Here is a 21,984-nt window from a genome sequence, read left to right as displayed (position 1 = left end):
ATGCCTGCAGCTTACTCGCACCGCCGGGTGGCGGCACTCAGAGCGTCAAGACGATGCGGCCATCCACCTTGCCGGCCTTTAGGTCGGCGAACACCTGGTTGATGTTGTCGAGCTTGTCGCGGTGAATGTGGGCGCGTACCAACCCCTCGGCGGCAAACTCCAGGGACTCTTGCAGATCACGCCGCGTGCCGACAATCGAACCGCGCACTGTGATGCCGTTGAGCACCGTGGAGAAGATCGGCAGCGGAAAATCGCCCGGCGGCAGCCCATTGAGCGAGATCGTCCCGCCGCGCCGCACCATGCCCAGCGCTTGCGCAAAGGCACTGCGCGACACCGCCGTCACCAGCACGCCGTGCACACCGCCGATCTCTTTCTGAATCACGGCCGCCGGGTCTTGCTGGGAGGCATCGACGACCAGCTTGGCGCCCAGCTCGCGCGCGAGCGCAAGTTTCTCTGGCGCCACGTCGACGGCCACCACGTGCAGGCCCATGGCGATTGCGTATTGCACCGCCACGTGCCCCAGCCCGCCAATGCCGGAAATGGCGATCCACTGGCCGGGCCGCGTATCGGTCATGCGGATGCCTTTGTAGACGGTCACCCCCGCGCAGAGGATGGGTGCGATCTCTTCGAAGCTGACCTGCGCGGGCAGATGGCCGACGTAGTTCGGATCGGCCAGTACGTATTCGGCATAGCCGCCGTTGACGGAGTAGCCGGTGTTTTGCTGCTCGTGGCAGAGGGTTTCCCAGCCGCTCAGGCAGTGCTCGCAGTGGCCGCAGGCGGTGTAGAGCCAGGGCACGCCTACGCGGTCGCCTTCCTTGACGGCGGTCACGCCTTCGCCCACGGCTGCCACATAACCGACCCCTTCGTGCCCGGGGATGAAGGGCAGGCTTGGCTTGACGGGCCAGTCGCCATCGGCGGCGTGCAGGTCCGTGTGGCAGACGCCCGAGGCCGCGATCTTGACAAGAATCTGCCCGCGCCCAGGTGTGGGAACCGGCACTTCCTCAATGCGCAAGGGTTCGCCAAACGCATGGACTACCGCGGCTTTCATCGACTGGGCCATGAGACATCTCCTGGTTGGGGGGAGATACCAGTCTGGTCGACGCCTGGCGGGGGCGGATTGATGTGAGTCAACCGCCGAGGAGGGCGTGCGGGATGGGCAACACTGTTAGCATGCCGGCATCTTCAGTGTTTTCGAGCGAGCTGCTGCCTTGCCTGTCACTCCCACCTTTCTCTGGCACGACTACGAAACGTTCGGCGCCGTGCCGCGCCGTGATCGCCCCGCGCAGTTTGCCGGCATCCGCACCGATGCCGAGCTGAACGAGATCGGCGAGCCGGTCGAACTGTTCTGCCAGCCGTCCAACGACTGGCTGCCCGATCCGGTGTCGTGCCTCATCACCGGCATCACCCCGCAGCAGTGCGCCCGGCAAGGCATTCCGGAATACCGTTTCGCGCAGGCCATCGAGCGCGAACTCGGTACGCCCGGCACCATCGGCGTCGGCTACAACACCATTCGTTTTGATGACGAGGTGACGCGCCACCTGTTCTGGCGCAACCTGATCGACCCGTACGCACGCGAGTGGCAGAACGAATGCGGGCGCTGGGATCTGCTCGACGTGGTGCGCACCACGTGGGCGCTGCGCCCGGAAGGCATTCAATGGCCCACGCATGAAGACGGCCGGCCGAGCTTCAAGCTGGAGCATCTGTCCAAGGCCAATGGCCTGGTGCACGAGGCGGCGCACGATGCGGTGTCCGACGTGCGCGCGACGATCGCGCTGGCGCGTCTGATTCGCAACGCGCAGCCGCGCCTGTTCGATTTCTGCCTGGCGCTGCGCAAGAAAGACCGCGTGGTGGCCGAGATCGGCGATGCGCCGCGGCCGCTGCTGCATATCTCCGGCATGTACGGCGTCGAGCGCGGTTGCATGGCCGTGGTGTGGCCGCTGGGTGGTCATCCGACCAACAAGAACGAACTGATCGTGTGGGATCTGGCGTTCGACCCGTCCGAGCTGTTTCACATGGATGTGGCAACGATCCGCGAGCGCATGTTCACGCGCACAGCCGATCTGGCAGAAGGCACCACGCGGCTGCCGATCAAGTCGATCCACATCAACAAGTCGCCCATCGTCATCAGCAACATGAAGACGCTGCAGCCCGCGCAGGCAGAACGCTGGGGCATCGACTTCGCCACGATCGAACGCCATGCCGCCATCGCGCAGGGCGCGCCCGACATGCGCGAAACGTGGCGTCAGGTATACGCCCGCGAACTGGAGCCGATCGAAGACGTCGACCAGAACCTGTACGGCGGATTTGTCGGCAACGATGATCGCCGCCTGCTCAACGAGCTGCGCACGCTCAGCGGCGAACAGCTCGCGCGTCTGCATGCGGAGTTTGCCGATGCGCGTCTGCCTGAATTGCTGTTCCATTACCGCGCACGCAACTTTCCCGACACGTTGAACGAAGAGGAATACGAGCAGTGGGAGCAGTTGCGCGCCGAGCGCCTGTTTGAGGGCCGTGACGGCTATATGACGTTCGAAGTTTTCGGCGAGCGGCTTCAGCAGTTGGGCGCGGAAGCGGCGGAGAACGGCGACACGCGTGCGCAGACCATCCTGCAGGATCTGTACGACTACGCACAGCAGATCGTACCGGGCTGACGAAGCCAGCGCACATCAAGAAAGACGGAGGCCGAAGCCTCCGTTTTTTTCATGGCGATGCTGAATGCTTGGCGCCGATCAGGCTGCCCGCTGCGCCGCCGCCGGATCGCGCCACTGTGTCAGCAGCTTGTTCCAGCGAATGCGCGCCGCCGCCAGGTTGGCTTCCTTCACGTGGCCGAAGCCGCGGATATCCTCCGGCAGGCGAGCCAGTTCCACGGCTTGCGCCAGCTTCTGCGCCGTCAGGCCCTTCACGAGTTCATCGACCAGCGCGCGGTATTCGCCGATCAGCGCGCGCTCGGTGCGGCGTTCTTCGGTCTTGCCGAAGAGGTCGAACGCCGTGCCGCGCAGGCCCTTGAGCTTGGCGAGCACCTTGAAGATGCCCATCGTGCTCCGGCCGAAGCGCTGCTTGACCAGGTGGCCCTTCTCATCACGCTTGGCGATCATGGGCGGCGCGAGCCAGAAGTTGAGCTGGTAGTCGCGGCCGGGTTCGCCTTCGAACTGCGCACGCAGCTTGTCGAGGAACGCGGGGTCGGTGTACAGGCGGGCGACTTCGTATTCGTCCTTGTACGCCATCAGCTTCGACAGGTTGCGCGCCACCGCTTCCGTGAGCGCCAGGGGTTGGCCCGCACCCACCACGGCGGCCTCTGCTGCACGCACGCGTTCCACCACCGCGCGGAACTCGGCGGCATACGCGGCGTTCTGGTACGCGGTCAGCAGATCGACGCGGCGGGCGATGAGCGTGTCCAGCGAGGGCAGGGCGATGACGTCGGCCTTGGCACGCGGGGCGTCGTCGGCCAGCTTAAGTACGGCATCGCGGTCTTGCGCGAGGTGGCGGCCCCATTCGAACGCCGTCTTGTTCTTCTCGACGGCCACACCGTTGAGTTCGATCGCGCGGATGAGCGCGTCGTACGTCAGCGGAACCCAGCCCTTCTGCCACGCAAAGCCGAGCACGAGCGGGTTGGTGAAGATGGCGTCGCCCAGCAGGCGCACGGCGAGTGTGTTGGCGTCTTCAAAGGCACACGCGTCGCCGACGGCCGCGCGGATGTCCGCCTCGGCCGAGCTGCCCGGGAAGCGCCAGTTCGGGTTCTTGATGAAATCGGCCGTGGGCGATGCCGTGCTGTTGATGATGGCGCGCGTCTGGCCGTGCTGCACCTTCGACAGCACTTCGTCCGACGCCGAGACAATCGCGTCGCAGCCGATCACCAGATCGGCCTCGCCCATGGCGATGCGCGTGGCGTGGATCGAATCCGGACGCTCGCCGATCTGCACGTGCGAGAGCACCGCGCCGCCTTTCTGCGCCAGGCCTGCCATGTCGAGCACGGTCACGCCCTTGCCTTCGATGTGCGCGGCCATGCCGAGCAGGCCGCCGATGGTGACCACGCCCGTGCCGCCCACACCGGTCACCAGCACGCCATACGCGCGCTGGATGGCGGGCAGCTCAGGATGCGGCAGCAGCGGCAGGCCCTCCATCGACACGCCGTGCGATTCCGGCTTGCGCACCTGCGCGCCTTCGGCCGTCACGAAGCTCGGGCAGAAGCCGTTCACGCACGAGAAATCCTTGTTGCACGACGACTGGTTGATCTTGCGCTTGGTGCCCAGCTCCGTGTCCAGCGGTTCGACCGACAGGCAGTTCGACTTGACCGAGCAATCGCCGCAGCCCTCGCACACCGCGTCGTTGATGAACGCGCGGCGTGCCGGGTCCACCATCGTGCCGCGCTTGCGGCGGCGGCGCTTTTCCGTCGCGCAGGTCTGGTCGTAGATCAGCACGCTGGTGCCTTGCACCTCGCGCAGCTCGCGCTGGATCGCGTCGAGGCGATCGCGGTGGTGCACCGTTACGCCTTCGGGCAGCTTGATGGCGGCGTTGTACTTCTCGGGCTCGTCCGTGACGATGACGATGCGCGACGTGCCTTCGGCATGCACCTGCGCGGCAATCTGCGGCACCGACAGCGGGCCGTCGACCGGCTGGCCGCCCGTCATGGCCACGGCGTCGTTGTAGAGGATCTTGTAGGTGATGTTCACCTTGGCCGCAATCGATGCGCGGATCGCCAGCAGGCCCGAGTGGTAATACGTGCCGTCGCCCAGGTTGGCGAACACATGCTGGTCGCCCGAGAACGGCATCTGGCCGATCCACGCCACGCCTTCGCCGCCCATCTGGCTGAAGGTGTCGGTGCGGCGGTCCATCCACACGGTCATGTAGTGGCAGCCGATGCCGGCCAGCGCGCGCGAGCCTTCCGGCACGTTGGTCGATGTGTTGTGCGGGCAGCCCGAGCAGAACCAAGGCTTGCGCTCGGCGGTGATGCGCGGCTTGGCCAGCGCCTTCTCTTTGGCGTCGATGATGGCGATGCGCGAGGCAATGCGTGCGCGCACGTCCGACGGCAGTTCGAACTTCTCCAGACGCGTGGCGATGGCGCGCGCGATCAGCGCAGGCGACAGTTCGTAGTGCGCCGGCAGCAGCCAGTTGGCCATCGGCACCGACCATTCGCCGCCGGCGTTGTCGCGTTCGTCAAACTTGCCGTACACGCGCGGGCGCACGTCGTCGCGGTAGTTGTACAGCTCTTCCTTGAGTTGGTATTCCAGGATCTGGCGCTTCTCTTCCACCACCAGAATCTCTTGCAGCCCTTCGGCAAAGGCACGCGCGCCGTGCGCTTCCAGCGGCCACACGCAGCCGACCTTGTACAGGCGGATGCCGATGCGGCGGCAGGTTTCCTCGTCGAGGCCGAGGTCGACCAGCGCCTGGCGCACGTCGAGGTACGCCTTGCCGGCGGTCATGATGCCGAAGCGCGCCTGCGGCGAATCGAGCACCACGCGGTCCAGCTTGTTGGCACGCACGTACGAGAGACCGGCGTACCACTTGTAGTCGAGCAGGCGGGCTTCCTGCACCAGCGGCGGATCGGGCCAGCGGATGTTCAGGCCGCCCTGCGGCATGACGAAATCTTCGGGCAGGATGATCTGTGCGCGATGCGGATCCACATCCACCGACGCCGACGATTCCACCACGTCCGTCACGCACTTCATCGACACCCACAGGCCGGAATAGCGGCTCATCGCCCAGCCATGCAGGCCGTAGTCGAGGTATTCCTGCACGTTCGACGGATACAGCACCGGAATGCCGGCCGCCTTGAAGACGTGCTCGGACTGATGCGCCAGCGTGGACGACTTGGCAGCGTGGTCATCGCCTGCCAGCACCAGCACGCCGCCATGCGCGGACGAGCCCGCCGAGTTGGCGTGCTTGAACACGTCGATCGTGCGGTCCACGCCCGGCCCCTTGCCGTACCACATGCCGAACACGCCGCTGAACTTGGCGTTCGGATACAGATTGACCTGCTGCGAGCCCCAGACCGCCGTGGCGGCCAGGTCTTCATTGAGCCCCGCCTGGAAGACGATGTTGTGCCCGGCCAGATGCTTCTTGGCTTTCCACAAGGCCTGGTCCAGCGCGCCCAGCGGCGAGCCGCGATAGCCGGAGATGAAGCCCGCCGTATTCAGCCCAGCGGCGCGGTCGCGCTCCTGCTGCAGCATCGGCAGACGCACCAGTGCCTGCGTGCCGCTGATGTAGATGCGGCCACGCTCGAGCGTGTACTTGTCGTCCAGGGAAACGGTTTCGAGCGCGCGGCGTAGCGCGTCGTTCAGAGGGGCATTCATGCGTGCTCCGGGTGGGTGTGTCGGGATCACCGACAGCAGGTCTCTTTTGGTGCTGCCTGCGCCGCTTCTTGTGGAAACTGGCAGACAGCCTTGGGTGTGGGAATCGTAGCATTGCGTGACATTCGCAACACCGTGCAACGCAGCAAGAATAGGGGCGGGTTTTCCCTTGGTTGTGGTGTCCGATGCACGCTTGAGCAGCCTTGGCGAGGGCGGTTGCGCCGGTTGTGCGGTGCATGCAACGTTTGCGGTCGTACCCGCCGGACAATGATCCTGCACCGGGTTGCGAGGCGGTGCACCGGCCCCGGCGGAGTCACCCCATCACGCTTTCGATCACGTCGCGCATGCGCATGACGAGGCCGTCCATCGCGTCGGCGGCGACGTTGCCATAGCCGAGCACGAGGCCGTTGTACTGCGCGGTGAGCGTTCCCGGCAGGCAGAAGCGCGACAGCGGCCGGAGCACCATTCCGTGCTCGCGTGCGACGCGGCTGACCTCGGTATCGCGCACGGGCGCGTCGAGCCGCGCGGACAGGTGCATGCCCCCCGCGCCGCCGGACACCGTCACCAAGCCGGCCAGGTGTTGCTCGATCGCCGCCCGCAGCGCGTCGCGGCGCTCGCCATACAGGCGTCGCATGCGGCGCAGGTGCCGCGTGAAGTGCCCCGCCTCGATGAACTCGGCCAGCGCGAGCTGCTCGGCGACACGCCCGCGCAAGATCACCGCGCCCGCCGCCTTGCGCAGCACCGGCGCGAGCGCGGGCGGCACCACCATGTAACCGAGCCGCAGCGCAGGGAAGAGCACCTTGCTGAAGGTGCCCAGGTAGACCACCGGCGCGTCCGCGGCGAGCCCTTGCACAGCAGACAGCGGCGCACCGCTGTGGCGGAACTCGCTGTCGTAGTCGTCCTCGATGATCCATGCTCCCGCTGCGCGCGCCTGCTGGATCAGCGCGAGTCGCCTTTCCAGGCTCATCACGGCGCCCAGCGGATACTGGTGCGACGGCGTGATGTAGATGAGCCGGGGCGTGGCGTTACGCCAATCCTCACCCCGGGGGGCCAGGCCGTCGGCGTCTACGTCGATGGGTGCCAGACGCAGGTCTGCGGCCTGGAATGCGGCGCGTGCGCCGTAGTAGCCGGGGTTTTCGATCCAGGCAATGTCGCCGGCGTCGGCCAGCGTGCGGGCGCACAGGTCCAGGCTGTTCTGGGTGCCCTCGGTGATGAAGACCTGTGCCGCGTCGCAACGTACCCCGCGCGAGATGCGCAGGTACTCCGCGACGGCCTGGCGCAGCGCTGCATTGCCCTCGACCGACCCATAGCCGAGGTGTCCCGGACCGACACGGCGCCAGGCGCGCTCCATGCAGCGGCGCCACTGGGGTAACGGAAATGCATCCAGAGCCGGCGTGCCGGGCAGGAAGGGCAGCAGATCGTTCATCTCGGCGCTCGGTCGTTCCAGACTGGCAACCCGGCGCGACAGCCGCGGCGCCACCTCCGCCGCCCGCACAGGGGCCTGCTGCAATCCGACGCGCGCAACCACCGTGCCCTGCCGCCTGCTGCTCACGAAACCCTCCGCCGCCAGTTGCTCATAGGCGTAGAGCACCGAGTTGCGCGCGATACCCAGTTCTTCTGCCAGGGAGCGCGAGGGTGCCAGCCGTGTGCCTTCCTCGATCTGACCACTGAGGATGGCCGCGCGCAGGCAGGCGTACAGCCTGTGCTGTTGCGAGGGGCGTGCTGCGCCCTCCGCCTTGCCCGGCGCAGCGGCGCGCTCGTAGGTCGACAGCAGGACGCCGTAATCCATCGTGGCTCCAAGGTTGGGGATTTCTGTGGGTCTACGCATGGTGCCACGGATTTTTTATCGTCGGCACATCGATCGCCCGCTGGAGCCTTGCATGTCCACCATCGAAGCCACGCCATCCACCGACCGTACACGCGTGCGGCGCGTCGCCCAGCGCGGCCATTACGATGGGCCGACGCTGCACGCCATCCTCGACGCAGCCTTCGTCTGTCACGTCGCCTTTGCCGATGGGCATGGCGTGCATTGCATTCCCACCGCATGCTGGCGGGAAGGCGATCACCTCTACATCCACGGCGCTAACGGTAGCCGCATGCTCAGGCTGGCAGGCAGCGGCGCACAGGTGTGCGTGACGGTCACGCATCTGGATGGCCTCGTGCTGGCGCGCTCGGCGTTCAACCACTCGATGAACTATCGCTCGGCGGTCGTCTACGGGGTGTTCGAGGTTGTGCCGGATGACCAGAAGGCACGGGCCCTTGACGCGTTCATGGAGATCCTGGCGCCCGGCCGCTCTCGGGAGGCGCGCCGTGGTAACGCCAAGGAGCTGGCCGCGACGACCGTACTGCGCATCCCGCTCGACGAGGCGGCCTGCAAGGTCAGGACTGGCGGCCCGAAGGATGACGACGACGATCTCGACCTGCCGGTCTGGGCGGGCGTATTGCCGATGGCATTGCTGCCATTGCCGCCCGTGGTGGATGCGGCACCGGCTGGCACGCCGGCCTACGTGCGGGAATGGCAGGACAGCGCACGCGTCCCCGTTGCCAGCGCGGTCATCAATGCACCAGCTGATTGATTTCGATGATCGGCATCAGCACCGCCAGCACGATCAGCAGCACCACCACGCCCATCGTCAGGATCAGCGCGGGTTCGAGCAGGCCGGTGAGGAACAGCGTACGGCGTTCCAGCTCCTGGGCTTCACCCTGCGCCGCGCGCTCCAGCATCGCCGGCAGATTGCCGGTTGCTTCGCCGGAGCGGATCAAGTGGACCAGCACCGGCGGAAACTGGTTCTGTGCCGCCAGCGCGCGCGCCAGCGACGTGCCCTCACGCACGCGCGTGGACGCATCCTCCACATTGGTCTTGAGCGCGACATTGTTCAACGTCTCGCCCGCGGCCTGCAGCCCGCGCAGGATCGGCACGCCGGCACTCGTCAGAATGGCCAGCGTGCTGGCAAAGCGCGCTGTGTTGTAACCGCGAACGAGCTTGCCGAACAGCGGCGCTGTCAGCAGCCACTTGTGCCACGACAACCGCAACGCCGGCTGCTTGAGCAGATTGCGGATCAGCACGCCAATGGCCGCCAGCACGATCGCTGCCAGCCAGCCCCAGTTCCGCACAAAATCCGACAGCCACAGCATGATGATCGTGAGCGTCGGCAGCTTTTGCTTGGTGTTGGCAAACACGCTGACCACCTGCGGCACCACATATGACAGCAGAAAGATCACGATCGCAAATGCCACCACCGTGACGATGGCCGGATACGTGAATGCCAGCTTGATCTTCGATGTGAGCGCGTTGCGGCTCTCGATGTAGTCGGCCAGGCGGGAGAGGACGAGGCCGAGGTTGCCGGAGTGCTCGCCCGCTGAAACGAGGGCGCGATAAATGTCGGGAAAATCCTTCGGATGCTGCGCCAGCGCCACCGACAGCGAGCTGCCGCCCACCACTTCCGCGCGGATGGCCGCGAGCAGTTCGCCGACGTACGCGCGTTCGGCCTGATCGGCCAGCGCGGCCAGCGCTTCATCGAGCGGCAGGCCCGCCACCAGCAGGCTGGCGAGCTGACGGGTGACAAGCGCGTTTTCCTGCGCCGAGAGCCGCTTGCCGAAGCTCGACCCGCCGCGCTTGGTGGCCTGCGCGCCCAGCGCGTCGACCAGCAGCGGCGTCAGCCCGCGTGCACGCAGCAGCGTGCGCGCCTGACGCGCGCTGTCGGCTTCGATGACACCCTTGTCGGTCTTGCCGGTGGCGTCGGCGGCTTCGTAGCGGAAGGCTGGCATGCGCTATTCGTGTAATCGCGGCTTAGTCACGTGTGACTCGCAGCACTTCTTCCAGCGACGTGGCGCCCGTGTCGATCCAGCGCTGTGCATCCATGCGCATGGTCTGCATACCCTGCCCGATGGCGAACGCCTTGATCTCGGATTCAGCGGCCTGGCGGTGGATCATCGTCTGGATCTCGGGCGTGACGGTCAGCAGCTCGTACACGCCAGTGCGGCCCTGATAGCCGGATTGGTTGCAACGGTCGCAGCCGACGTGGTGCCACACCGATTTGCGTGCCGGTGCGGCGGGTGCCACGCCATCGGCAACTAGCGTGCCGGCCACGGCTTCCACCTCGGCAGGCGTGAGTTCGAGCACTTCTTCGCGGCGGCAATGCACGCACAGGCGGCGTACCAGCCGCTGCGCCAGCACACCCAGCAGCGACGACGACAGCAGGAACGGTTCGATCCCCATGTCGATCAGGCGCGTCACGGCGGAGGCCGAATCGTTCGTGTGCAGCGTCGCCAGCACCAGGTGGCCCGTCAGCGAGGCCTGCACGGCAATCTGCGCGGTTTCCAGGTCGCGGATTTCCCCGATCATCACCACGTCCGGGTCCTGGCGCAGGATGGCGCGCAGGGCCTTGGCGAACGTCATGTCGATCTTCGGGTTGACCTGCGTCTGGCCAATGCCGTCGAGGTCGTATTCGATCGGGTCTTCCACCGTCATGATGTTGGTGGAAGCGGAATCGAGCCGCGACAGCGCCGCGTACAGCGTGGTCGTCTTACCTGAACCCGTCGGGCCGGTGACGAGCACGATGCCGTGCGGCTGGTTGATCAGGTGGTCAAAGCGCGCCAGCGTGCCGGCGCCCATGCCGAGCTTGCCGAGATCGAGCCGGCCGGCTTCCTTGTCGAGCAGACGCAGCACTGCGCGCTCGCCGTGGCCGGTGGGCAGGGTGCTCACACGCACGTCCACGGGGCGGCCGCCCACGCGCAACGTGATGCGGCCATCCTGCGGCAGGCGTTTCTCGGCAATGTCGAGCTGCGCCATGATCTTGATGCGCGAAATGAGCGCGCCGTGCAGCGCCTTCTTGGGGCGCACGACGTCGCGCAGCGTGCCGTCCACCCGGAAGCGCACGACGGAGGCATTCTCGAACGGCTCGATGTGGATATCCGATGCACCTTCGCGCGCGGCCTGCGTGAGCAGCGCGTTGATCATGCGGATGATCGGTGCGTCGTCTTCGGACTCGAGCAGGTCTTCCACGGCAGGGATGTCCTGCATCAGGCGCGAGAGGTCGACTTCGCCTTCCACTTCGCCCACCACCTGGGCGGCGCTGCCGTCCTGCGCGTTGTAGGCCGTCTGCGTGGCGGTAGACAGTGCTGCCGTGTCGAGCGTCACGAGCTGCAGCGCGCCGAACACGCGGCCGAGTTCGGCCAGTGCCGTGCGCGACGTTTCCGGGCAGACCCACACTTCGAGCGTATCGATGTCCTGCCGGGCGACGAGCAGCTTGGCGTCCCGTGCAAAGGCGTACGGCACCAGCCGCACGGCCGACTGCGAGGGCGGCTCCAGCGTGCGGGCGTCGGTGGTGGGAGCTTGGGTTGCCATGGTTCTATCCTTCGCGGCCCACGTCGCGTCAGCCGCCGTTGCGCGGTGCGTTGGCATCGTAGCCGCCCGAGATGGGCGGCGCGAAGTTCTGCAGGCGCGGCTGGCTGCGGGTGGTGCCCTGCGGCATCGGCATCGGGGCGCCAGGGGGCACCTGCACGCCCGGCGTGCCTTGCGGCACGACGCTCACATCGCCGTAATTGACGGCGGGGCGCACGGTCTCGGGCGAGGGCAGCACCGGCGTGTCCTTGTCGGAGGTGGTCGGCAGCACGTTGGGCGAGACAAAGCCCTGCTGCGTGTCGCGCATGTAGTTGTAGCGGTTGTCCGACAGCGCACCTGTGGCCTCGGCCGTGCGCAGGATGATCGGACGCAGGAATACCAGGAGGTTGGTCTTCTTGCGCTGCTTGGTCTCGGAGCGGAACAGCGCGCCCAGGATGGGAATGTCGCCCAGGCCCGGCACCTTCTGCTCGCCGTCCTGGTAGTTGTCTTCCAGCAGGCCGCCGAGCACGACGATCTGGCCGTCGTTGGCCAGCACGTTGGTTTCGATCGACCGCACGTTGGTCGTCGGCCCCTGCACGGCGTTCTGCGTGCCGTTCACCACCGCCGACGACTCCTGGAAGATCTGCATCTTCACCAGCCCCCCGTCGGTGATCTGCGGCTTCACGCGCAGCGTGATACCCACGTCCTTGCGATCGAACGTCTGGAACGGCGTGACCGACGCCGCGCTGCCGGTCTGCGCATACGAGCCGGTGGTGATCGGCACGTTCTGGCCGATGAGGATCTTGGCTTCCTCGTTGTCCAGCGTGATCAGGTTGGGTGTGGAGAGCACGTTGACCGAGCCGTCCGAGCCGAGCGCCGACAGGATCGCCCCGAGGCCCGTGGCTTTGTTGAAGACGCCGAAGTTGCCGCCATTCAGCCCGGACACATTGCTGCCCGTGATGGTGCCGATGGCGGTTTGCGCGGCCGTACTGCCGATGCCGCCGGTGCCTACGGTGGCGGCAATGGCCCCGAGGTTCAGGATGTTGCCGGCGCCACTGCCGAAGTTCGTGCCGCCAAAGCCGTAGGTGTTCGGTCCACCCGCGCCGACCATCCACTGGATGCCGAGCTGCGAGGCCTTGTCGGACGTGACTTCAACGATCATCGATTCGATGTAGACCTGCGCCCGGCGGGCGTCCAGATCGTCAATCACGGCGCGCAGGTTGCGGTAGACCGGTTCGCTGGCGGTGATGATGAGCGCGTTGGTGGCCGGATCGGCCTGGATGATGCCGCCCGTGGTGGGCGTGTTGCTCTGCCCGAACGACGCCCGGAATGACGAGTTGCCGCTGCCCATGCCGCTGCCCGAGCCGGAACCGCCGCCGTAGTTGGTGGACTGCGTGTTCTGGCTCGACTGCGAGCCCGTCGTGCCACTGGCGGGCTGGGAGGTGGCCCCTTGCGAGGCGCTCTGGCCGCCCGGGCCGCTGGACTGCGATGCCGACAGGGTGGCGTCGGCCGCCACGATGGCGCGCAGGGTGGTCGCCAGCTGCACCGCGTTGGCGTTCTTGAGCGGCACCACCCAGATGTTGCCCGGGCGTGCGGCCGGCACATCCAGCTTGGCGATCAGTTGCTTGGCTTGTGCGAGGCGTGCTGCGCTCGAGGCGCGGATCATCACGCTGTTCGAGCGCGGCTCGGCCACGATCGCAGTGCGCAGGCTCGGGTCGGACAATGCGGCGCCGGCGCCCGCACCGCCCACGCCACCAGCCGACGGGTCGAGCAGCTTCTGCAGCGTGGCGGCCGCGTCGATGGCCACGGCGTTCTTCAGCGGAATCAGCTCCGTCTCGCCGGCGGCCGGGGTGTCGATCGAGGCGATGATGCGGCCGATGCGGCGCAGGTTGTCGGCGTAATCGGTAATGACCAGCGTGTTGTTGGCCGGGTAGGCGGTGATCGTGTTGTTGGGCGCGATCATCGGGCGCAGCACCGGCACGAGGTTGTTGGCCGACTCATGCTGCAGGCGGAAGACCTGCGTGACGACCTGCTCGCCGCCGCGGCTGCCCGCGTAGCCCACCGAGGTGGGCGAGCCCTGCAGCTTGGCGTCGGCCTCGGGCACGACCTTGGTAAAGCCGTTGCCCTCGACAATCGCGTAGCCCTGCATGCGCAGGATCGAGCCCAGCGATTCCAGCGCCTGCGCGCGCGTCACCGGCTTTTCGGTGACGAGGTTGACGGTGCCCTTGACGCGCGGGTCGACGATGAAGTTCTTCCCGGTCGCCTGGCCCACGGCCTTGACCACGGAATCCAGGTCGGCATTGACGAAGTTGAGCGAGACCTCATCGCCCGGATTGCCATTCTGGCTAGACGCGGCAGATGCCGGCGGGGCAGCGTAGACGGGCATCGAGCCGGCCACCATTGTTGCGCAGCATGCCAGGACGATGGCGCGAACGGTGAGTCGGGAAGAGGCGTTGTGCATGGTCTCGTTCATGGTTGTCGGCACGCTGGCTCGCGCGCCGGCTTGGGAATCAAAAGCGTAGTCGATAGTGCGACCCGTCACGCGGGCCGAGCAGGCTCAACAGGCCGATCAATTGCGGTTCCGACGCCGGCGTGGCGCTGGCCACGCCGTCAAAATGTGCGCCCTGGCCGAGGGTGCCCTGACCCTGCAGCGTCAGCGGCCCCGCCAGCGTGGACAGTGCCAGTTGCACAGGGCCGCCGGCCGCGCCGCCAAACGACACGACGGTCTGGTAGCTGCCCAGCGGCCGCACCCGGCTGAGGCTGGATGATACCTGCTCAAGCGTGACGGTCAGCGCGCCCTGGACCGTGTCCGGACGCCCCTTGCCGCGTCCGAATTCGCCCGACAGGGGCGTCCACCTCGCACGCAGCCGGCCGTCGAGCTTGAGCGTATTGAACGGCGCGCCAATGCCCTCCAGCAGCGAGGCCGGCAGCCTGACCGCACCGGGCTCCGCCTGCCAGTGCCCTGGCGTCAGCGTCAGCGCGACCGGCTGCTCCAGTGCGTGGTCGTGCGCGATGTGCGCGCGCAGGGTGCCGGTGAGCAGGGGCAGCATGTCGATCGACCACGACAGCCGTCCGGGCAGCACGGTCGCATCTGCGCCGCCATTGCCTGCCGTGAGCGCCAGCGTGGCGCTGCCATGCCAGATGCTGCCCTGGCTGTCGGCCAGCAAGACACGCCGCCCGGTGGCCTGCGCAATGCGCTCCGCGGCCCATGCGGCCGGATACTGTGAAATCAGCGTCGCCGCCACGGCCAACAGCGCGACGACACACCAGAGCACGCGCCAGCCGAGGCTCGCGCGCTCGTCGGCATCGGCGCGGCGGCGGATGCGCAGCGGTGGCAGAGATTCGATTCCCATTGGCACGGGGCGATCCGTCAGTGGCCTGAGGCGGCGGGGCCTTGCAGCGTCGCCGTCACGTTGACCAGGGCGGTGGCGCCGACGTACTTGATGTTCGCGTCGATCACCTTCATGCGCTGGGCCTGCCTGACTTCCTGCAGCCACTCGGCCACCGCGCCGAATGGCACCTTGTCCAGCTGCACCTGCACGCTCTCACCCGACAGGGCCATGCGCATGGCTTTCAGGCCGTGGTTGCTGAGGCTGGTCGTGAGCGCCTGTTGCAGCTCGGCGCCATGCGGCACCGGGGCGGCGGCGATGGCGGAGAGTCCGCGCGCTTCCTGGCCCAGCGTCTCCATTTCGGCCAGTTGGCTACGCATTTGCGGCAGGGCCTTTTCGATACGGCGCTGGCCTTCGAAGGCGGGCTCCCATAGCAGGAGATACAGGATGACGAGCAGCAGGATCACGCCGCCGCCAGCCAGGATGCGGCGTTCACGAGGTTCGCGCTGCATCCAGAACGTGGTGGCTGCGTCGCGCACGGGGTCTGGCACGCCAAAGCGCGGCAGGCGGCGAGAGGCGGATGCGCCGGAAGCGGAGGAGGGGGAAGTCGCCATGGCGTCGTCGTTATTGGGCGATGGTGACCGTCCAGCGCGAGCCGGGTACGGTTGCTTCTGCGCCGCGCGGCGCCTCGGCGGTGTCCATGTTCAGGCCGACGTTGCGGGCGGCGGTGCGCAGGGCGCTGGTGTCGGTGCCGTCCTTGAGCGTCACGGTCAGCGCGCGGCCGTGGTAGTCGAGCGCGAGCAGCGCATCGGGCGCAAGCCCCGTGGCGGCCTGGGCAAATCGATCGGCCAGCGGCAGGAAATCTTCCGGCGCGGATTTTCCGGCCGCCAGACGAAGCTGCTCGACCTGGCGGCGCATCTGCGCGGGCGGGTCGAGAATCACCGGCGTATTCGGGAAGGCGGTTTGCAGCTGCGTCCGCATGGCCGCGTCGAGCCGCTTTTGCTCGGCGCGCAGCGTGAGCCAGCGTGCGTTCATGCCGATGAGCTGCACGACCACGATCAGCGCCGCCAGCGCGATCGGCAGGCGCCAGCGGCGCCAGTCCACGCTGGCCATGCCGCCGTTGGCGAAATCAAACTGGCACAGATCGGCTTCACCCGACGCGAGCGCGGCGCGCGCCCCGGCAGCCCAGGCCGTCCAGTCGAGTGCGGCGGCAGCGGGGTCGGCCGACAGGCTGGGCGCCAGTTCGCGCAGTGCGGGCGACACCATCAGCGTGGCAGGGGCCGGCGCAATGGCCAGCCAGCTGGCGACGTTGGCAGGCATCAGCCGCAGGCCGTAGCCACCGGCGGGGCCGATGCGTACGGTGATGTCGACGGCAGCGGGGGCGTCTGGGTCGGACGGCGGTGCGGCGTCGAGCGCAATGGTGGCTGGCGCAAGGCCAGCCGAGGCGGCTTCCGTGGCCGCGGGTTCAGCAGGCGCATCGAGCGACGGCTCGGCGCGCTCTGCCTCGGTGGCGGCCTCCACGCGAGGCGCAAGCGCCGCAGGCGTTTCAAACGGCAGGCAAAGCTGCGCAGGCACTAGATGACATGCGCGGTGCCTGTGCGCCCCGAAGGTGTCGAGGATGAAGCGTACCCATGCGCGATCGGCCACCATCAGCGCGCGCGACTGCGGTTCCCGGGCGCGCCAGCCGCGTGCGGGTGCGGCAGTCAGGCGCGGGCCCAGGGCGATATGGCATTGCTGGGCGTCCTGCACGAGGCGGTCTTCCACCAGGTTGGGCAGCGCCAGGCGCAGCTTGGGCAGGGCCAGGGGGGGCACGTTGGCGGGGACCAGCAGCACGTCGGCGGCCGGCAGTAGCAGGATCAGGCGGTCGGCTGCCGGCAGGTCGTCAGGGCGCGACGTGCCCTCGCGCACGATGCGCTGGGGCCCTTGCGCGCCTTCCTCGCGCACCAGTGCGAAGGGCACGGAGGCTAGTGCGCCCGCCGACCAGCGCTCGGGCGATTGAATGGGCCGGTGCGGCAGGCGCACGTACAGGGAGGTCGTCAAACCGCTCCTCGATTGATTTGAGAACTGGGATGCGAGGTACCAACGGAGCCGCCGTATCGCGCAAAACCCGCGATGCTGAACGATGCGGATGACAATACGGCGAAGGCCTGGGTCTGTCTACAAGCGACGCCTACGCCTGTTGGAGGATATGGCCGCGCCGTCATGACGGTATGCCGTCCGTGCGGCGTACCCAGACGATACGGGTCGCATTATTGTTGACCGGATCGCCACGTGAAACAAGCGCCACTTCACCGATCTGGGCACGCTCGTGGCGCGCCATGCCGTAGACCAGGAAGTAGTGCGTCTGCACGTCGAGCAGGTTGGCGGCAGCGGTGCTGTCGGCCCCCGGTGCGACGCCGCGCAGCTGGTTGGTGACATCGCCGATGTTGCGGAAGTAGGCGCGGTCGCGGGCCTGCACCAGCGCGCGTGCGCGGTCCAGGCTCAGGTTGGGGATGACGGCGGCCAGCACTTCGGCGCTGGCGGTGTTGGCGTTGATCTGGGTGCGGGTGGGCAGGACGATCACGTAGGGGCGCAGCTTGGCGATCATGTCCGCCGTGTAGCCGGGGATGGTCAGCAGGCTGTCGACGTCATCCAGCGGGCGGGGCCCGTTGCCGCCATTGCCGCTGCCCGCGCCTTCGTCACTGCCTGGCTGGCCGCCCTGGCTGGCGTCGAGCGACTGGAAGCCGCCCAGCATCTGCGCCAGATAGCTTGCCGTGACGTCGGCCAGGCTCGGGTCGATGTTGAGCGATTGCAACAGCAGTCCGTAGGCCTTGATGCCGCCTTTGTCGCGACCGGCAACGATGGTGCGCGTGCCCAGCGTCCGCGTCCGTAGCAGATTCATCAGGTTGAAGCGTGCCTGGGCATCGAAGATGCGGCCCGACAGGTACGACTCCTCGCCCGCGGTGTCTGTGCGCAGCGAACTGCCGAGGAAGTCCGACAGCTTGGTTTCCTGGATCGGCACCGCCCAGATCTCGCCGAGATGGTCGACGGCGCCGGTGCGGCGCTGGTCGTCGCGCAGGATGAGGCGGGCCCAGTCGATACCTGCCCGCGCGATCCACGTGGCCTGCGCTTTCAGGCGCTGGTTTTCCACCGCGCGGATCTCCACCTGCTGGCGCCACAGCATGCCCGAGACGATCACCACCGCCAGCGTGACCACCAGCAGCGCGGTGATGATGGCCGCGCCGCGCTGGCGCACATCACGGAGACGAAGCGGTCGGGAGCGTCGCGCCATGTCAGAGCCCCGTCATGCAGATGCGCGTGAAGCGCTGCGGCGTGCCCTGCGGCGTCATGCGCACGAGCAGGACCAGTTCCACCGCGCGCACCGAGGCCGCCGGCACCACCACGCTAGGGGTGTTGGCCGAAACATCGGAGGCGGCAGGCGTGGAGGCCGATGGCAGGCCCGTCAGCGTGGTCGTATTGCTACCCGCCGGAAACAGCGCCGCCGACAGCGCACCTGTGTTGTCCATCCAGCCGCCGGGTTCGACCCAGGCCCGCGCGCTGATGCCGTCGACATTGCTGGCCAGCAGATAGCGCGCCGCATTGGCGCCGCCCTGGCGCAGGGTGTCGAGCGCACCCCGCAGGTCGCTGCGGTTGGTGATGGGGGGGCTCTGCAGGCGTTCGAGACGGCCATCGACGATGCGATAGAGCACCACCTGCCATGCAGGCGGCTGCCCGTCGTCGCGGCGATCTCGCACCAGCAGCACGCGGTTGGCGCCCACTTCCACGGGCGAGCGCGACAGCGTGTTCGGATCGGCCAGCTGCGTGCAATCGGCATCGAACTGGGCGTAGACGGTTTTGAGGGCTTCGATGCGTTCGTCGCGCTGGGCCAGCGCCTCGTGCGTGCGGGTCATGCTGTCCAGCCCGCGCCAGGCGATCACGGCCAGGATGGCCAGCAGCGTGATCGCCACCAGCAGCTCCAGCAGCGTGAAGCCGTGCGCGCCGCGGTTCCCGCCCGGGGCGGGCCGGTCAGAAGACATTGCGCGCATCGTTGGGTAGCAGGGTGACGAGCCAGGCCAGGCGGACGGACTTGGTGGCGTCCGGATAGACCGACACCTCCACGCGGCGGAATACCGGGTTGGGCGTGGTGGCGATGGTCTCTTCGCACCACAGCGGTGTATCGCCCTGCGGGCAGGCGAAGCCGCGGGCGCCCGGGTCGGGGAAGGCGTGAGCGAGGCGCAGATTGGCCAGGTGGTTCTCGGCGCTCCACGTCGCGATCATGCGCGTCTGCAGCGATTCGCTGGCGTTGGTCATGCCGCCCATGGCCCGCATGGTGGCGGTGAGTGCCACCGCCACGATGGTCAGCGCGACGAGCACTTCAAGCAGGGTGAAACCACGCGCGCGGGTCATTGCGTTTCCGTCAGCACGCGGGGGCCGCCATCGGAGACCACATCCACGCGTGAACCCCGCGCCGTGAGCGCCACGCGCCATGGCAACCCGATGGCTTCGCGGCCGAAGACCAGCCGCTGCGGCGCACCGGGCGCCGCGGCGGTTCCTGCGACGATCTGCACCTGATCCATCGGTTGCCGCCAGTGGCCAGGCGCCAGCACGTCCCGCGTGAGCGGCTGCCAGCCATTGGGGGTCGATTCAAAGAAGCGCCAGCCTTGCGTATCGCCCTCCCACGCCACGGGCCGCGAGGTGAGCTGGGCCTCTTCCTGCGCGAGCTCGATCAGGCGGGCCAGCTTCTGGGCGTCGTCCGCCAGCTGCGAGCGCGGATTGGGCGTGGCGTTGACGGCCACCACCCCCAGCACGATGCCGATGATGACCACCACGACAAGCAGCTCCAGCAGCGTAAAGCCGCGTGGAAGCTGTCGACGGCGGGCTTGGCCGGACATGATGTGCGGTTCGGGCGGGTTGGGCTCAGTTGTCCCAGTTGCCGATGTCGGCGTCGTTGCCCGTGCCGCCGGCCTGACCATCGGCCCCGAAGCTGAAGATGTCCACTTCGCCGCGGACGCCCGGGTTCAGGTATTGGTACGGGTGGCCCCACGGGTCTTTGGGCAGGCGCTCCAGATAGCCGCCTGCCTTCCAGTTGTTCGGGATCGGTTCGGTGGTGGGCTTGCTGACCAGCGCGCCAATGCCCTGCTCGGTGGTCGGGTAACGCCCGTTGTCCAGTCGATAGAGCTTGAGTGCCTGCGAGATGGAAGCGATGTCCTGCTTGGCGGCGATGATGCGCGCCTCGTCCGGGCGGCTCATGATCTTGGGCACCACCAGCGCGGCAAGAATGCCCAGGATCACCACCACCACCATGATTTCGATCAGGGTGAAACCGCGCGCCGCGCCGCGGGCGAGGGCGCGTTGGCGCAAAGATGAGCGAAGTTGGCCTTGCATCATGGCGAGAGAGTCGGCAATAAGAAGAAGGAACACAGTATATCTGTGACATATGAACATAGACCGCACCCCGGGGGGGTGAGGTTCCGGCGTTTCGACGCAGTCTTCCAATGGTTCACCGAACCGGCATGAAGGCCGGATAGAATCAGCGCATGCTCACGGTGGATCACCACGTTTCATGAACGCTCAACAGTCGTCCCGCCTGCTCAGTCTTGTACTGTTTGCTGCCCTGTGCGCGCTGTTGACGCATTGGGTGCTGACGCTGTCGTCGCTGCGCTCGCTGTCTGTGCCGCGCGAGGCCCGCGTGGCGCAGACCGACGCGCTGGAGACCGGCGCCGCCGTCACGCTGTTTGGGGGTGGCCCTCAGAATGGCCCGCGCGATGTCCAGGTGGCGGGCGTGGTGGCCGATCTGGCCGATGGCAGCGGCGCGGCGATCGTTTCTGTGGACGGCGGGCCCCCGCAAGCCGTGCGCGCCGGTAAGTCGCTGTCGCCCAATCTGAAGCTGGTGGAGATCAAGGCGCGCTCGGTGGTGATCGAGCGCAACGGCGTCCGCCAAGAGATTCCACTGCCGGCCAGTGCCGTGGCGGGCGTGTCGCCGGCCAGCCGCCATGTGCCGTCGTTGCCACTGCCGCCGTCGGGTGCAGCCGCGCCGCTGGCGACACCGGCGGTGCCGCCTGCACCGGCTGTCCCCAACAACCCCGCCAACACGGCGATGCCGGGGGCCATGCTGCCGATCGCCCCGCCGCAAATCAATACGGGCGAAGAGGCTTCCAACCCTGTGGGCGGCATCGCCGGCCCGCGCCATCGTGCGGCTGCCGCAGCGCGCAAGAGCGATATCGGCCAGCCGCCGCCCCAGCAGTAGGCTTTTCGCGGCTCCCGAAGCACTGGTCGGGCGATATTACAGCGCATGTCATTGCGGTAACAGCGTGTAAAACACGGCAACACGCTGGCATTGTCAGGTTCTAATCCGCTACACAGTCCATATGAAAAGGAGCTGACCATGACCAACAAACGTGCTGTTCAAGCCTTCCTCGCCACCTCGGCCCTGTTCCTGGCCATGTCGGGAACGGACGCTCGTGCGCAAGAGGCCAGCGCACCCACCGCCAGCGCGCAAGCACCGGCCGCGGCACCGGCTGCACCGGCGTCGCAAGCCGGTTCGCGTATGGCCGGGCCCGGACGCCACGGTGGCTTGAAAGCCATCGACACAAACGGCGACGGTCAGGTATCCCGCGATGAGGCCAAGGGTCACGCCTGGCTGGAAAAGAACTTCGACCAGATCGACACCAACCATGACGGCCAATTGAGCAAGGATGAACTGGCCGCCTGGCACAAGGCGCACCGCGGTGAAATGCGCGGGAAGCTGGCACAGCGCTTCGACGCGAGGTTCAAGGCCGCCGACAAGAACGGCGACGGCGCCCTGACCAAGGATGAAGTCCAGGCCGGCATGCCGCGCCTGGCCAAGAACTTCGACCAGATCGACGCCAACCACGACGGCAAGATCACGCCGGACGAGATCCGCGCTTACATGAAGGCGCGCCACGATGCCCGCCAGGCCCAAAAGAACACGCCGGCAGCCGCCGGCATGCCGGGCGGCCCGGCGGCCACGAAGGGCGAATAATCCCCGCGCCATCGCAATGCCATCCGCGGCGCCTTCGGGCGCCGTTTTTCATGCGCGCAAAAAAAT

The 21,984-nt window shown here is 67.4% G+C and carries 18 protein-coding genes; 4 read left to right on the top strand and 14 right to left on the bottom strand.

The window, feature by feature from the left end; genetic code table 11:
- Positions 1-37 precede the first annotated feature (37 nt).
- Positions 38-1,060 carry an alcohol dehydrogenase AdhP gene (gene adhP / locus R2N03_RS19215; protein WP_316659445.1) on the bottom strand — a complete coding sequence of 341 codons (1,023 nt, stop codon included), beginning with the start codon at positions 1,058-1,060 and terminating at the stop codon, positions 38-40.
- Between the two features lie 148 nt (positions 1,061-1,208).
- Between adhP and sbcB the strand changes: the two genes are divergently transcribed.
- On the top strand, positions 1,209-2,648 hold the full coding sequence (gene sbcB, locus R2N03_RS19210; RefSeq protein WP_316659444.1) for an exodeoxyribonuclease I: 1,440 nt from the start codon (positions 1,209-1,211) through the stop codon (positions 2,646-2,648).
- A gap of 78 nt (positions 2,649-2,726) precedes the next feature.
- On the opposite strand, the gene R2N03_RS19205 is transcribed toward sbcB, so the two are convergent.
- Positions 2,727-6,287, bottom strand: a complete 3,561-nt coding sequence (locus R2N03_RS19205; RefSeq protein WP_316659443.1) for an indolepyruvate ferredoxin oxidoreductase family protein — start codon at positions 6,285-6,287, stop codon at positions 2,727-2,729.
- A gap of 310 nt (positions 6,288-6,597) precedes the next feature.
- The gene (pdxR, locus tag R2N03_RS19200; RefSeq protein WP_316659442.1) at positions 6,598-8,073 is read right to left on the bottom strand and encodes a MocR-like pyridoxine biosynthesis transcription factor PdxR; all 1,476 of its coding nucleotides are present in this window, start codon (positions 8,071-8,073) and stop codon (positions 6,598-6,600) included.
- A gap of 91 nt (positions 8,074-8,164) precedes the next feature.
- Here pdxR and R2N03_RS19195 point away from each other — a divergent pair, with 91 nt between their 5' ends.
- Complete coding sequence (locus tag R2N03_RS19195) at positions 8,165-8,860, top strand: pyridoxamine 5'-phosphate oxidase family protein (protein WP_316659441.1); 696 nt, start codon at positions 8,165-8,167, stop codon at positions 8,858-8,860.
- Here R2N03_RS19195 and gspF read toward each other — a convergent pair.
- From gspF to gspG, 11 genes are all read right to left on the bottom strand, one after another.
- Positions 8,841-10,052 (bottom strand): type II secretion system inner membrane protein GspF, encoded by a 1,212-nt coding sequence (gene gspF / locus R2N03_RS19190; RefSeq protein WP_027680390.1) that lies wholly within the window; start codon positions 10,050-10,052, stop codon positions 8,841-8,843. The two genes, R2N03_RS19195 and gspF, sit on opposite strands and share 20 nt — an antisense overlap.
- Positions 10,053-10,074: 22 nt before the next feature.
- Entirely contained in the window at positions 10,075-11,631 is a 1,557-nt protein-coding gene (gspE, locus tag R2N03_RS19185; RefSeq protein WP_316659440.1) for a type II secretion system ATPase GspE, read from the bottom strand.
- A 28-nt stretch (positions 11,632-11,659) separates the two neighbouring features.
- Complete coding sequence (gene gspD, locus R2N03_RS19180; RefSeq protein ID WP_316659439.1) at positions 11,660-14,080, bottom strand: type II secretion system secretin GspD; 2,421 nt, start codon at positions 14,078-14,080, stop codon at positions 11,660-11,662.
- A 37-nt stretch (positions 14,081-14,117) separates the two neighbouring features.
- On the bottom strand, positions 14,118-14,960 hold the full coding sequence (locus tag R2N03_RS19175; protein ID WP_316659438.1) for a type II secretion system protein N: 843 nt from the start codon (positions 14,958-14,960) through the stop codon (positions 14,118-14,120).
- Positions 14,961-14,977: 17 nt separating this feature from the next.
- Entirely contained in the window at positions 14,978-15,550 is a 573-nt protein-coding gene (locus R2N03_RS19170) for a type II secretion system protein M (protein WP_316659437.1), read from the bottom strand.
- Positions 15,551-15,560: 10 nt separating this feature from the next.
- Positions 15,561-16,976 carry a type II secretion system protein GspL gene (gene gspL / locus R2N03_RS19165; RefSeq protein WP_316659436.1) on the bottom strand — a complete coding sequence of 472 codons (1,416 nt, stop codon included), beginning with the start codon at positions 16,974-16,976 and terminating at the stop codon, positions 15,561-15,563.
- Positions 16,977-17,136: 160 nt separating this feature from the next.
- Positions 17,137-18,207, bottom strand: coding sequence for a type II secretion system minor pseudopilin GspK (gspK, locus tag R2N03_RS19160; protein WP_316659435.1), 1,071 nt, complete (start codon positions 18,205-18,207; stop codon positions 17,137-17,139).
- Between the two features lies 1 nt (position 18,208).
- Positions 18,209-18,961: a PulJ/GspJ family protein gene (locus tag R2N03_RS19155; protein ID WP_316659434.1), complete on the bottom strand. Its 753-nt coding sequence runs from the start codon at positions 18,959-18,961 to the stop codon at positions 18,209-18,211.
- Positions 18,942-19,322 carry a type II secretion system minor pseudopilin GspI gene (gspI, locus tag R2N03_RS19150; protein ID WP_316659433.1) on the bottom strand — a complete coding sequence of 127 codons (381 nt, stop codon included), beginning with the start codon at positions 19,320-19,322 and terminating at the stop codon, positions 18,942-18,944. Before gspI ends, R2N03_RS19155 begins: the two co-directional genes overlap by 20 nt.
- Positions 19,319-19,807: a GspH/FimT family pseudopilin gene (locus R2N03_RS19145; protein ID WP_316659432.1), complete on the bottom strand. Its 489-nt coding sequence runs from the start codon at positions 19,805-19,807 to the stop codon at positions 19,319-19,321. The genes gspI and R2N03_RS19145 overlap by 4 nt, the downstream gene beginning before the upstream one ends.
- A gap of 25 nt (positions 19,808-19,832) precedes the next feature.
- The gene (gene gspG, locus R2N03_RS19140) at positions 19,833-20,303 is read right to left on the bottom strand and encodes a type II secretion system major pseudopilin GspG (RefSeq protein ID WP_316659431.1); all 471 of its coding nucleotides are present in this window, start codon (positions 20,301-20,303) and stop codon (positions 19,833-19,835) included.
- 175 nt (positions 20,304-20,478) lie between these two features.
- Here gspG and R2N03_RS19135 point away from each other — a divergent pair, with 175 nt between their 5' ends.
- Positions 20,479-21,162, top strand: a complete 684-nt coding sequence (locus tag R2N03_RS19135) for a type II secretion system protein N (RefSeq protein WP_316659430.1) — start codon at positions 20,479-20,481, stop codon at positions 21,160-21,162.
- 138 nt (positions 21,163-21,300) lie between these two features.
- Entirely contained in the window at positions 21,301-21,918 is a 618-nt protein-coding gene (locus R2N03_RS19130) for an EF-hand domain-containing protein (protein WP_316659429.1), read from the top strand.
- Positions 21,919-21,984: the final 66 nt, after the last annotated feature.

The sequence above is a fragment of the Ralstonia condita genome (assembly GCF_958405655.1).
Taxonomy (GTDB): Bacteria; Pseudomonadota; Gammaproteobacteria; order Burkholderiales; family Burkholderiaceae; genus Ralstonia; species Ralstonia condita.
The sequence above is the reverse complement of the archived record's forward strand: the minus strand, read 5'-3'. Positions and strand labels throughout refer to the sequence as shown.